General features: G+C 73.2%; 12 protein-coding genes. 7 read left to right on the plus strand and 5 right to left on the minus strand.

Translation table 11 applies throughout. The features are described from left to right. Window positions 1-783 carry an SDR family oxidoreductase gene (locus AC07B0_RS23620; protein WP_356872715.1) on the minus strand — a complete coding sequence of 261 codons (783 nt, stop codon included), beginning with the start codon at window positions 781-783 and terminating at the stop codon, window positions 1-3. Window positions 784-1,259: 476 nt separating this feature from the next. On the opposite strand from AC07B0_RS23620, the gene AC07B0_RS23625 reads away from it, so the two are divergent. Further along, on the plus strand, window positions 1,260-3,035 hold the full coding sequence (locus tag AC07B0_RS23625) for a lytic transglycosylase domain-containing protein (protein WP_478898862.1): 1,776 nt from the start codon (window positions 1,260-1,262) through the stop codon (window positions 3,033-3,035). A gap of 218 nt (window positions 3,036-3,253) precedes the next feature. Here the strand turns inward: AC07B0_RS23625 and AC07B0_RS23630 are convergent, their stop codons facing one another. After that, the gene (locus AC07B0_RS23630; protein WP_250977180.1) at window positions 3,254-3,457 is read right to left on the minus strand and encodes a cold-shock protein; all 204 of its coding nucleotides are present in this window, start codon (window positions 3,455-3,457) and stop codon (window positions 3,254-3,256) included. Between the two features lie 237 nt (window positions 3,458-3,694). On the opposite strand from AC07B0_RS23630, the gene AC07B0_RS23635 reads away from it, so the two are divergent. Continuing rightward, window positions 3,695-4,558 carry a menaquinone biosynthetic enzyme MqnA/MqnD family protein gene (locus AC07B0_RS23635; RefSeq protein WP_356872719.1) on the plus strand — a complete coding sequence of 288 codons (864 nt, stop codon included), beginning with the start codon at window positions 3,695-3,697 and terminating at the stop codon, window positions 4,556-4,558. A 126-nt stretch (window positions 4,559-4,684) separates the two neighbouring features. Here AC07B0_RS23635 and AC07B0_RS23640 read toward each other — a convergent pair whose 3' ends face one another. After that, window positions 4,685-5,035 (minus strand): DUF4190 domain-containing protein, encoded by a 351-nt coding sequence (locus AC07B0_RS23640; protein ID WP_356872721.1) that lies wholly within the window; start codon window positions 5,033-5,035, stop codon window positions 4,685-4,687. 100 nt (window positions 5,036-5,135) lie between these two features. On the opposite strand from AC07B0_RS23640, the gene AC07B0_RS23645 reads away from it, so the two are divergent. The 3 genes from AC07B0_RS23645 (at window position 5,136) to AC07B0_RS23655 (ending at window position 8,841) form a co-directional block, all read left to right on the plus strand. After that, window positions 5,136-6,902, plus strand: coding sequence for a serine/threonine-protein kinase (locus AC07B0_RS23645; protein WP_356872870.1), 1,767 nt, complete (start codon window positions 5,136-5,138; stop codon window positions 6,900-6,902). Window positions 6,903-6,997: 95 nt separating this feature from the next. After that, window positions 6,998-8,197, plus strand: coding sequence for a cyclic dehypoxanthinyl futalosine synthase (gene mqnC / locus AC07B0_RS23650; RefSeq protein WP_356872723.1), 1,200 nt, complete (start codon window positions 6,998-7,000; stop codon window positions 8,195-8,197). Beyond that, complete coding sequence (locus AC07B0_RS23655) at window positions 8,197-8,841, plus strand: imidazolonepropionase-like domain-containing protein (protein WP_356872725.1); 645 nt, start codon at window positions 8,197-8,199, stop codon at window positions 8,839-8,841. The genes mqnC and AC07B0_RS23655 overlap by 1 nt, the downstream gene beginning before the upstream one ends. Here the strand turns inward: AC07B0_RS23655 and AC07B0_RS23660 are convergent. Both AC07B0_RS23660 and AC07B0_RS23665 read right to left on the minus strand, forming a co-directional pair. Then, window positions 8,807-9,100 (minus strand): response regulator transcription factor, encoded by a 294-nt coding sequence (locus AC07B0_RS23660; protein WP_356872727.1) that lies wholly within the window; start codon window positions 9,098-9,100, stop codon window positions 8,807-8,809. The two genes, AC07B0_RS23655 and AC07B0_RS23660, sit on opposite strands and share 35 nt — an antisense overlap. A 32-nt stretch (window positions 9,101-9,132) precedes the next feature. Then, entirely contained in the window at window positions 9,133-10,062 is a 930-nt protein-coding gene (locus tag AC07B0_RS23665) for a DUF3152 domain-containing protein (RefSeq protein ID WP_478898863.1), read from the minus strand. Between the two features lie 202 nt (window positions 10,063-10,264). On the opposite strand from AC07B0_RS23665, the gene AC07B0_RS23670 reads away from it, so the two are divergent. Both AC07B0_RS23670 and AC07B0_RS23675 read left to right on the plus strand, forming a co-directional pair. Beyond that, window positions 10,265-10,957, plus strand: coding sequence for a demethylmenaquinone methyltransferase (locus AC07B0_RS23670; RefSeq protein WP_356872731.1), 693 nt, complete (start codon window positions 10,265-10,267; stop codon window positions 10,955-10,957). A gap of 11 nt (window positions 10,958-10,968) precedes the next feature. Continuing rightward, the gene (locus AC07B0_RS23675) at window positions 10,969-11,895 is read left to right on the plus strand and encodes a glutaminase (protein ID WP_467294936.1); all 927 of its coding nucleotides are present in this window, start codon (window positions 10,969-10,971) and stop codon (window positions 11,893-11,895) included. The last annotated feature ends 173 nt before the right edge of the window (window positions 11,896-12,068 follow it).

The raw sequence follows: 12,068 nt of genomic DNA on the forward strand, positions 1-12,068 counted from the left end.
TCATCGCATCAGTTCACCGGCGTTGACCAGCAGGGACTGGCCGGTTATCGCCCGGGCCCGCTCCGAGGCGAGGAACACGGCGGCGTCGGCGACGTCCCCGTCGGTGGCGAGGTCGGGCAGCGCCATCCGCTCGGTGAGGCGGGCGTGGACCTCGGCCTCGGGGACGCCCTCGGTGTGCGCGGTGAAGGTCACGAAGGCCTGGACGGGCGGGCCCCACATCCAGCCGGGCAGCACGGTGTTGACGCGGATCCGGTGCGGGCCCAGCTCGCGGGCCATGGAGTACATCGCGGAGGTCAGCGCGCCCTTGGAGGCGGCGTAGGCGGCCTGCTGGACCTCGTTGGGGGCGGCGACGGCGGACTGGGTGCCGATGATGACGACGGAGCCGCCGTTCTCCTTGAGCGCGGGGAGGCAGGCCCGGGTCATGCGCAGGGTGCCCAGGAGGTTGACGTCGAGGATCTGCTGCCAGGTCCCGAAGTCGGCGTCCGTCAGACCGCCGAAGTACGAGTCCCAGGCGGCGACGTGCACGACGGCGTCCACGCCGCCGAAGCGCTCGCGGGCCAGTGCCACGAGGGCCTCGCACTGGGCTTCGTCGGTGATGTCGGTGGGGAGGTGGGCGGTGCGGTGCCCGTCCGGGTCGATCTCGGCGGCGGACTTGGCCAGGTTGGCCTCGGTCCGGGCGCCGAGGACGGCGTTCCCGCCGTCGCGGACCACGGCGGCGGCCACCTGGTGGCCGAGCCCGGCCCCGACGCCGGAGACGATGACGGTCTTCCCTCGCAACAGCATGCGGCGCTCCCTGGCGACTCGATCTGACGGGGCGTCAGGGTAGGGTGCGGGGGCGCGGATGGGAAGGTCCGCCGAGGGGCCGGGGGATGGGCCGGCGAAGGGACCCGGCGGAGCACCCGGCGGAGCACCCGGCGGAGCACCCGGCGGAGGGGCCGGGGATGGGGTCGGCCGTGGGGCCGCGCCCGGCCCGCCGGCGCGCTCCGCGATGGCGAAAACGGATGCAAAGGGTCATCAGGCGTGCCGGAACGGGTCATTGCGGCGTTACCGGCAGGGAAGGCGCACCCCGGCGGCGCCGCCGGTCGCCCCGGGGGCCGCGTCCTGGACGTCCTGGGCCACAGGGCGGTGAAGCCGAGACGAATGGTGCGTCATATCTGCGGGGGCGACGGCGAGTCGCGTCGGAATACCTGATAGACAGAAGAATCACGGCTCGACCGGCCGCAAACCTTAGCTGGCCGCCTTGGGGGGATCGCCGCACTGTGAAGCCGCTTCACCGTCATGTAGTCAACACCTCGCGCAAGGTCTTGTGCACGGCCGCCCTCGCGGCCAGCCTGACCACCGCCGCCGTCGTGACCAACCCGTCGACCGCGGGCGCGGGGGAGTCCGAACCGACCCCGGACAGTCCGCAGGCCACCGACCGCGGCGACGCGCGGCTCGACCTGCCGCCCACGCTCGCCGACCCCACGCCGCCGCCCGGAGCGAACGCTCCCGAAGGCGCCGGCGGCATACCCGCGACCGCCCTCGACGCCTACCAGCGCGCCGCGGTGTCGGTGGGCGCGGCCCTGCCCAACTGCAAGCTGCCCTGGGAACTGCTGGCGGGCATCGGCCGCATCGAGTCCGTCCACGCCTCCGGGTACGGGCTCCAGTCCGACGGGTACACGGAGAAGCCGATCCGCGGCCCCCGCCTCGACGGCAACGGCTTCGCGAAGATCAGCGACACCGACAAGGGCGAGTGGGACGCGGACACCGAGTACGACCGTGCCTTCGGCCCGATGCAGTTCATCCCGTCCACGTGGAAGGACTGGAAGGCCGACGGCAACGCCGACGGCAAGCGCGACGCGAACAACATCTACGACGCGGCCCTGGGCGCGGGCCTCTACCTGTGCGCGGGCGACCGGGACCTCTCCGACCCGGCCAAGCTCGACAAGGCGATCCTCAGCTACAACAACTCCCGCGAGTACGTGAACTCCGTACTCGGCTACATGCGGCAGTACCAGAACGGCGCCGCCGGGGTACCGAACCCGCCCGCCGGGAACTTCCCCACCCCGCCGCCCTCGGGCACCCTGCCCGCCCCGCAGCCCACGTTCCCGACGACGCCGACCCGGCCGACCACGCCCACGACGCCGACGAACCCCACCACGCCGACGAACCCGACCACGCCCACCAAGCCGACCACGCCGACGACCCCGCCCACCGAGCCGACCAAGCCGACCCCGGCGCCGGCCGCGCTCGCCAAGCTGGAGCGCGTCGGCGGGGCGAAGCTGGAGGCCGAGACGGGCGGCGTCTTCGCGGAGGGCACCCGCTTCAAGGCGGTCCTCAGCGACGGAAAGCCGGCCGTCGGCCAGGCCGTCGTGATCGCCGTCGAGGGGGACACCACCGGCGGGACCCGCTTCTCCCCGCTGAACGAGCCCAGCGTGGTGATCCGTACGGACGCCCAGGGCATCGCCACCGCCCCCAAGCTGAAGGCGGGCCCGACGGCCGGCGCCTTCACCCTCCGCGCCACGGCCTACGACTCCAAGAGCCAGTTCACCGTGGCCCTGGACGGCAAGGTCACCGCCAAGCCGGTCGTGCTGACCCGCACCGACGGCACGGCCCCCGTGCGGGCCGAGACCGGCACCGCCGTGAAGGGCCTGCAGTTCCTCGCCGCCGCAGGGAACACGCCCGTCGCCGGTGCGCAGCTCACCGCCGCCCTCGTCGAGAAGGACCAGGCCGGCGCCTGGGTCCCCGTGGACCCGAAGACGGCGAAGGGCCCGTACTTCGCGGGCGAGGACGGCAAGAAGCTGTTCGCACTGGACCTGCCCAAGACCGGCGCCGACGGCAAGACCGCCCTGCCGGACCTCCTCACCAAGGACGTCGCCCCGGGCACCTACCACCTGCGCCTGATCACGCCCGAGAAGTCGGTCCTGGTCCTGGAGATCACGATCGCCCCCAAGGCGGAGACCAAGCCGGACCCCGCGCCCGGAACCCCTGAGACGCAGCCGGGGACCGGTACCAAGCCCGCCCCGACCACCTCCCAGCCGGCCCTCAAGCCCTGATCGGGGGCCCCGGACACACGAGAAGGCCGCCGGCCGGTCACCGTCCCGCACGGTGACCGGCCGGCGGCCTTCCGCTTCGCCGGCGGTGAAAGCGGCGCTGAAAGCCGGGGGTGAGAGCCGGGGGTGAAAAGGCAGGAGCCCCGCCCCCTCCGCTCGCACGGAGGAGGCAGGGCTCCTTGGGTACTGCTAATCCAACCGCGATCCGGTCGGCCAGGCGACTAGGCCGGGGTGACGTTCTCCGCCTGCGGGCCCTTCGGACCCTGCGTGACGTCGAAGTTCACCTGCTGGTTCTCCTCCAGGGAGCGGAAGCCAGCAGCGTTGATCGCGGAGTAGTGGACGAAGACATCCGGGCCGCCGCCGTCCTGGGCGATGAAGCCGAAGCCCTTTTCAGCGTTGAACCACTTCACGGTTCCGGTAGCCATGAGCCCTCCTATGGGCCAAAGGGTCGCCCTGCTCCAGAACCTGCTAAGAAGTCTGAAAACTACAAAAGCCTGCGGGTCACATTCTCCGCAGGCTTCGTACTGCAAGGGAAACCAAACTGCAACTTGCGTCGAGCCTAGCACGCACCCCGCGGCCGAGACCAGAGGGAAAGATCACGTCACCCGGACGTTTGAGACCCGCTCGATGGCTGACGGAGAGCCGGGGGCTAGTCTCGCGATGTGGACGTCTACCGCAGCCGGCCCCGCGTCGGCCACATCCAGTTCCTGAACTGCCTGCCCCTCTACTGGGGGCTGGCCCGAACCGGCACGCTGCTGGACCTGGAGCTGACCAAGGACACCCCCGAGAAACTCAGCGAAAGACTCGTCAGCGGCGAACTCGACATCGCGCCCATCACCCTCGTCGAGTACCTCCGCAACGCCGACGAGCTCGTCGCCTTCCCCGACATCGCGGTCGGCTGCGACGGCCCCGTGATGTCCTGCGTGATCGTCTCCCAGGTCCCGCTGGAGCAGCTCGACGGCGCCCGGGTCGCCCTCGGATCGACCTCCCGGACCTCCGTACGCCTCGCCCAGCTGCTCCTCGCCGAGCAGTACGGAGTCCAGCCCGACTACTACTCCTGCCCCCCTGACCTGGGCGTCATGATGCAGGAGGCCGACGCGGCGGTGCTGATCGGCGACGCCGCGCTGCGCGCCTCGCTGCACGACGCCCCCCGGCTCGGGCTGGCGGTCCACGACCTCGGTCAGATGTGGAAGGACTGGACCGGACTGCCGTTCGTCTTCGCCGTCTGGGCCGCCCGCAAGGACTACCTCGCCCGCGAGCCCGTCGTCGTCTCCAAGGTCCACGAGGCCTTCCTGTCCTCCATGGACGTCTCCCTCCGGGAGGTCACCAAGGTCGCCAAGCAGGCCGCCCGCTGGGAGGCCTTCGACGCCGAGCTGCTGGAGCGCTACTTCACCACGCTCGACTTCCGCTTCGGCCCGGAACAACTGGCCGGCGTCCGCGAATTCGCGCGCCGTACGGGTTCCACGACGGGCTACCCCACGGATGTCGCCGTGGAGCTCCTCAAGGTGGGCGCCGCGGATCATTGAGCGGGCTTATGCCCGCCGCCGCCGCGCACACCGGAAAGCGAATGCGTGCGTTATCCGGGAATTCGTTCCCCATTCGCCCTCGTGTACCGCGAAGCGGAATGCATGCATTCGCCCGGGGCTTTCGGTTCAGCCGTGCTCCATGACGAAGCCCAGGCCGGCCGCCAGGCCGAAGAGGGCGGCGACGGCCAAGAGCGTCACCAGCAGGCACAGCCAGCCGATCAGGAGGGCGGCCAGCGCGGCGCCCCGGCCGTCGCCGCCGAGCCGGCGGCCCCGGAAGCGGGCCGCGTGCCCGGAGGGGATCGCCAGCAGCGCGCACAGCAGCGCCAGCGCGACGAAGAGCGGCGGGTTGAGCCAGGCGATCGGCCCGGCGAAGTTCCCGAGGAAGCCCACGGACGCCAGCGCGAAGCCGAGGGCGACCCGCGCCGTCCGGTTCCGCCCGGTCAGGCTCGTCGTCCCGGTGGTGCCGGTGCCGTTCATCTTTCTTCCCCCCTCGTACGGTTTCCGGCGGCCCACCGTAGGCGATGCCCGAGGCCCTAAGGTGCTGGTGACATCAGACGACTCGGGGGACGGGGAAGCGATGCAGCCGCTCGAAGCCGGTGAACCGCGGACGATCGGGGCGTACCGGCTGCTCGGCCGGCTCGGCGCGGGCGGCATGGGCCGGGTCTACCTGGGGCGCAGCGCGGGCGGCCGGACCGTCGCGGTGAAGATCGTGCACCCGCACTTCGCGGCGGACGGGGAGTTCCGGGAGCGGTTCCGGCGCGAGGTGGAGGCCGCCCGCCGGGTCGGCGGGGAGTGGACGGCGCCGGTGCTGGACGCCGACCCCGAGGCGGCCGTGCCGTGGGTGGCGACGGGCTACGTGGCGGGCCCCTCCCTGGACCGGGCGGTGGCCGGGCACGGGCCGCTGCCGGGGTCATCGGTGCGGGCCGTCGGAGCGGGGCTGGCCCGGGCGCTGGTGGCGGTGCACGCGCTGGGCCTCGTCCACCGGGACGTGAAGCCGTCGAACGTGATGCTGACCCTCGACGGGCCCCGGCTGATCGACTTCGGGATCGCCCGGGCCACGGACGGGACGGCCTCGCTGACCTCCACGGGGGTGTCCGTCGGCTCGCCCGGCTACATGTCGCCCGAGCAGATCCTCGGCAAGGGGATCAGCGGGGCGGCGGACGTGTTCTCGCTGGGCGCGGTGCTGGCCTTCGCGGCGACCGGGCGGCCCCCCTTCACCGGGGACAACTCGGCGACGCTCCTCTACAAGGTGGTCCACGAGCCGCCGGAGCTCGACGGGATCCCGGCCGGGGAGCTCCGCGAGCTGATCGCGTCCTGCCTCGCCAAGGCGGCCCCGGAGCGTCCCGCGCCGCAGGAGCTGGCGGTGGCCCTGGGCGGCGCCCTGGGCGCGCCGGGGTGGCTGCCGGCTCCGCTGGTGGAGGAGGCGAGCCGGGCGGCCGTGGCCCTGCTGGACCTGGACGCGGAGCCCGCCGGGGATCCCGCAGGGCGGGCCGGGTCCGGGCCGGTGCCGTTGCCCGCGGCCCCGTACGGGGCTCCGGCGGGCGGCGGGTTCGGGGCGCCGGACCCCTCGTACGGGGGCCCGTACGGGGCTTCGGGCCCGGCGGGCCCGTACGGTTCGGGCGCCGCGCGGCAGGGGGCGTCGAACGCCGCGCCGCACGACGCGGTGACCGGGACGGCGGGCGGCGGCGGTGTGCCGGGCCCGCGCGAAGCCCCGGAAGGGCGCCGGGTGACGGTCAGCGCGGCCGGCCGGCGGTTCAGCTGCACGGTCGTCCTCGCGGCGGCGGCCGTCCTCGCGGGGGTGACCGGCGGGCTGTACGGGATGGGGCTGCTGCCGGGACAGGGCGAGGGCCGGGACGCGGCGAGCAGCGGCCCGCGGCCCTCGGCGTCGACGCCGGCGGACACCGACCCGGCCGCGTCCTCGCCCGCGACCACGCCCACGGGCAGTCCGTCCGCGGCCTCGTCGGCCCCGCCGAAGGGGACCCGGGGCGACGTGCCGAAGGAGCTGACCGGAACCTGGAAGGGCACGGTCACCACCGCCCGCCTGGGCGTCCCGAGCGCGTTCGAGATCACGATCAAGGGCGGCAAGGTCGGCGAGGTCGTCGCCCGCGACAAGTCGGTCATCGACCTCCTCGGCACCGACTGCAGCGGCGACTGGAAGCTGGCCTCCGCCACCGACCGCTCGCTCGTCCTCGACACCTCCGGTGGTCCGAACCCGGCGCCCGGCGTCTGCTCCAACGGCTCCGCCGACGAGCGCTTCACCCTCAACGAGAACGGAACCCTCCACTACAAGTCGGGCGACGGTCCCGCCGGGAACCCCGAGGGCGACCTCACCCGCAGCCCCTGAACCGCGGGGGCCCGGCCCCTGAAACCCGCGGACGGGCCCTGGCGTAGGCTGGATCGGTCCGGACCCTTGACACACCGCCGAAAGGTGACGCACCGGTGACCGACCAGGCCGCTCTCCAGTCTGTCCTCGACCGTGCCGCCGCAGGGGGCCGGATCAGCCAGGAAGAGGCCCTCGACCTCTACCGGCACGCCCCGCTCCACGCGCTCGGCCAGGCCGCCGACGCCGCGCGCCGGCTGCGCTACGCCGGTACGGAGCACATCGCGACGTACATCATCGAGCGCAACATCAACTACACGAACGTGTGCGTGACGGCGTGCAAGTTCTGCGCCTTCTACGCGGCCCCCAAGGACAAGAAGAAGGGCTGGTCGCGCGACCTCGACGACATCCTGCGCCGCTGCGCGGAGACCGTGGAGCTCGGCGGCACGCAGATCATGTTCCAGGGCGGCCACCACCCCGACTACGGCGTCGAGTACTACGAGCACCACTTCGGGGCCATCAAGAAGGAATTCCCGCAGCTCGTCATCCACTCCCTCGGCGCGTCCGAGGTCGAGCACATGGCCCGCATCTCGGGCGTCTCGGCCGAGGAGGCCATCCAGCGGATCCACGCCGCCGGCCTGGACTCCTTCGCCGGCGCGGGCGCCGAACTGCTGCCCGCGCGGCCCCGCAAGGCGATCGCCCCGCTGAAGGAGTCCGGCGAACGCTGGCTGGAGATCATGGAGATCGCCCACCGGCTGGGCGTGGAGTCCACCTCCACCATGCTGATGGGCACCGGCGAGACCAACGCCGAACGCATCGAGCACATCGCGATGATCCGGGACACGCAGGACCGCACCGGCGGCTTCCGCGCGTTCATCCCGTACACGTACCAGCCCGAGAACAACCACCTCAAGGGCCGCACCCAGGCGACGGTCTTCGAGTACCTGCGCATGATCGCCATCGCGCGGCTCTTCCTCGACAACGTCGCCCACATCCAGGGCTCCTGGCTCACCGTCGGCAAGGAGGCGGGCCAGCTCTCCCTGCACTACGGCGCGGACGACCTCGGTTCGATCATGCTGGAGGAGAACGTCGTCTCCTCGGCCGGTGCCAAGCACCGCTCGAACCGCCAGGAGATCATCGACCTGATCCGCAAGGCGGGCCGCGTCCCGGCGCAGCGCGCCACGACGTACGAGCACCTCCTCGTGCACGACGACCCGGCGAACGACCCGGCCGACCACCGCGTCGCCTCGCACATCTCCTCCATCGCCATCGAGGGCGGCACCGCGCACCCCGAGCTGAAGCTCATCTCCACGAACTGATGCTCACGCTGCACACGGCCGAACTCCTCGTCACCGGCCCGGGATCGACGCCGCTGGAAGGCGGCGCCGTCCTGGTCGAGGGCGACCGGATCGTCCGCGCGGGCCCGTACGCGGAGCTCGCCGCGGACGCCCCGCACGCCCGGGTCCGCCGCTGGCCCGGCGTGCTGACCCCGGGGCTGCTGGCGCGCGGCGCGGACGAGCTGCTGGAGCGGACGTACTACCCGGACGACCCGTACGAGATCACCGAGCTCGGCGCCGGCCCGATCACCGGGGCGGCCGCCCTGGACGCCCTGAAGATGACCGAGGCCCGCTGGGGCAACAGCGCCCGGCGCGGCACGCAGAAGCTGCTGGCGCGCGGGGTGGTGGCCGTCGCGGGCCGGTTCACGGTGGCGTCGGTGCGCACCGCGGTGGTCCGCTCGGGCCTGGCCGTGCTCGCGCCCGTCCCCTACGAGGGCCCGCCCGCCCTCGACCCGCTCGCGGGCCGGGAGACGGCCGAGGAGGCCTTCCACGGGGTCCTGGAAGCCGGCGCCCCGGCCCGCTTCGCGGTGTTCGCGGTGCCGTCCCCGGCGGAGCTCCCGGCCCTCGGCGCGGACACCTGCGTGGCCACGGTCATCGGGGGCCGTCTCCTGCACCGCCGTCGCTGAGCCGCCGGCCGTCGCGGGCGAGGGCCGCCAGGAGGCAGGCCTGGAGGCGGCTGATCCCGCCGAGCTTGGCCCGTATGTTGCCCACGTGGAACTTGACGGTGCTGACCGACAGGTGGAGCTCCGCGGCGAGTTCCGCGTTGGACGCCCCGGTCGCCAGGCACAGGAACACCGCCGACTCCTGTTCGGTGAGCCGCACCCGCGGCCGCTGGGGCCCGTACGACGGGAACCAGGCGGGGACGCTGAAGCTGACGACGCGCACGGTTCCCGCTCCTCACCCCGGCCACTGCTGTGTCAGGGGACGCGCGGACCGGCCAGGTAGGTTCCCGCTCCGTCGAACGGCCAGGCGTTGGACGTACAGCCGAGCAGTCCCTTGATCTGCTGCATCATCGCGGGCGCCGGCCGCCCGGGCCCGGGGCAGGTCTCGTGCTCCCGGCCCAGTTCGTGGCCCACCTCGTGGTTCACGATCAGGGCCCGGTATTCCTCCACCGGGCCGCTGAACTGCGGGGACCCCTCCAGCCAGCGCTTGAGGTTGACCACGACGGTGTGCCCGGCCCGGCAGTTGGTCTCCCCGATCAGCTCGGGCGTGACCACCTCGCACAGCCGGTCGGTGGTCGACGGCGTGGCGATCTTCACGGTGAAGTCCACCGTCTCCCCGGGCCCGGCCATCCGGAAGCCGTACGCCGGGTCGCGGATCCAGCCGCGCGGGTCCCCGAGGATCGCCTCGACGGAGCGGGCGGCGGCCTCCGGGTCGACCCCGCTGCCCTGTTCGACCTCGATCCGCCAGCTCCGTACGGGCCCCTTGCCCTGGGGCTGCCCCGTCACCGTCGACGCGGTGAACGTCCCCGGCCCCGCGGCGGGCGCGGACGGGCCCGTGGACGCCTTCGGGGAGGCCGGGGTGGAAGGGGAGGCCGCGGGCGCCTTCGGGGAGGCCGGGCCGGAGGGGCGGCGGGTCGTGCGCGAAGCGGGGGAGGAGGCGTGCGGGGCCGTGGCGGACGGGTCCGCCGGGACCTCTTCCGCCGGCCCTGCGCCCCGGCCGTCGGCGACGGTGGCGACCTCCGGATCCCCGGGGGCCAGGGTGTAGGCGGACACCGAGAGCACGATCAGCGCCGTCGCCCCGAGGACCGTCCGGCGCAGCCGCCGGCGCCGCTCGGCCCGGCGCAGCGCGCGCAGGCCTCCTCGGGAACCGTCCGTGGAACGACCGGTGGAACGCCCTGCCGGCATGCTGGAGCCCTTTGCTAGACGAGGGCACCCAGTGTGCCCCTCGCCCTGCCGGGTCGTCGGTCCGGGTCGGCCCGCGTCCAGTCAACCCACCCGCACGCCACACCACAACTGTCCCCGGGGCCAGTCCCGGGCGGGTGGCGCGGCGGCGGCCTGAGAGGATGGCCCCGTATCTGTCGACCCGCACACCGAGGGGCACACATCAGTGACAAGGGCTTCCCTGGACAAGCAGCCGCACGAAGTCGCGTCCATGTTCGACGGTGTGGCGGCGAACTACGACCTCACCAACGACGTGATCTCCCTCGGCCAGGCGCGCCTGTGGCGCAGGGAGGTCGCCAAGGCGGTCGCCGCCCGCCCCGGCCAGAAGGTCCTCGACCTCGCCGCCGGAACCGCGACCTCCTCGCTGCCCTTCGCCGAGAGCGGCGCGTACGTCGTCCCCTGCGACTTCTCCCTCGGCATGCTCCGCGAGGGCAAGAAGAAGCACGCCTGGCTGCCGCTGACCGCCGGTGACGCGACGAAGCTGCCGTTCAAGGACGACGTCTTCGACACCGTGACGATCTCCTTCGGCCTGCGCAACGTCCAGGACACCGACGCCGCGCTGCGCGAGCTGTACCGGGTGACGAAGCCCGGCGGCCAGGTCGTGATCTGCGAGTTCTCGCAGCCGACCTGGGCGCCCTTCCGCACCGTCTACATGGAGTACCTGATGCGCGCGCTGCCGCCGGTGGCCCGTGTGGTGGCCTCGAACCCGGACGCGTACGTGTACCTCGCCGAGTCCGTCCGCGAATGGCCGGACCAGCCGGCGCTGGCCGCGCTGCTGCAGAAGGCCGGCTGGGGCAAGGTCGCCTGGCGGAACCTGACCGGCGGCGTCGTCGCCCTGCACCGCGGCACCAAGGCGTAACAGGAGTGGCGGTGGAGGCCGGGCCCTTCGACTACGCGGCCCTGCTGGAGCGGGTCGCGGCCGACATCGCGTCCCTCGTCGGCAGCGGCACGCCCGCCGAGTACATCCCGGCCCTCGCGACCGTGGACCCCGGCAGCTTCGGGATGGCGCTCGCCGACCTCGACGGGAACGTCTACGGGGTCGGTGACTGGCGGACCCCGTTCTCCACCCAGTCGATCACCAAGGTGTTCGCGCTGGCGCTGGCGCTGGCCGAGGGCGGCGACAGCCTGTGGGAGCGGGTGGGCCGGGAGCCGTCGGGCAACCCGTTCAACTCGCTCGTGCAGCTGGAGTACGAGAACGGCATCCCCCGCAACCCGTTCATCAACGCGGGCGCGCTCGTCGTCACCGACCGGCTCCAGACCCTGACGGGCGACGCGAGCAGCGAACTGCTGGAGTTCCTGCGGCAGGAGAGCGGCAACCCCGGCATCGGCTTCGACGCGGAGGTGGCCGCGTCCGAGCAGGAACACGGCGACCGGAACGCGGCCGTCGCCCACTTCATGGCCTCGTACGGGAACATCGACAACCCCGTGCCGGCGCTGCTGGACCACTACTTCTGGCAGTGCTCCATCGAGATGAGCTGCGCCGATCTCGCCCTGGCCGGGCGGTTCCTGGCCCGGCACGGGCTGCGCGCGGACGGCTCGCGGCTGCTGACGCGCAGCGAGGCCAAGCAGATCAACGCGGTGATGCTGACCTGCGGGACGTACGACGCAGCGGGCGAGTTCGCGTACCGGGTCGGGCTGCCGGGCAAGAGCGGCGTCGGGGGCGGCATCGTCGCGGTCGTCCCGGGCCTGTGCACCCTCGCGGTCTGGAGCCCTGGACTCGACGCGCAGGGCAACTCGGTGGCGGGTGTGGCGGCTCTGGACCGCTTCACCACGTTGACGGGGCTTTCGGTGTTCTGAGCTTGCCTCTGCCTCTGCCTCTGCCTCTGCCCTGGCCGGGCGGGGGGCGGGTGGGGTGGCTGCGGGTGGGCCGGGGTCGGGGCCGGGGGCGGGGCCGGGGGGGGGGGGGGGGGGGGGGGGGGGGGGTTGGTGGGGGGGGGGGGCCCGCGGCCTGCCGGGCGGGGAGGGGGCCG

The sequence above is a fragment of the Streptomyces sp. NPDC044704 genome (genome assembly GCF_056433525.1).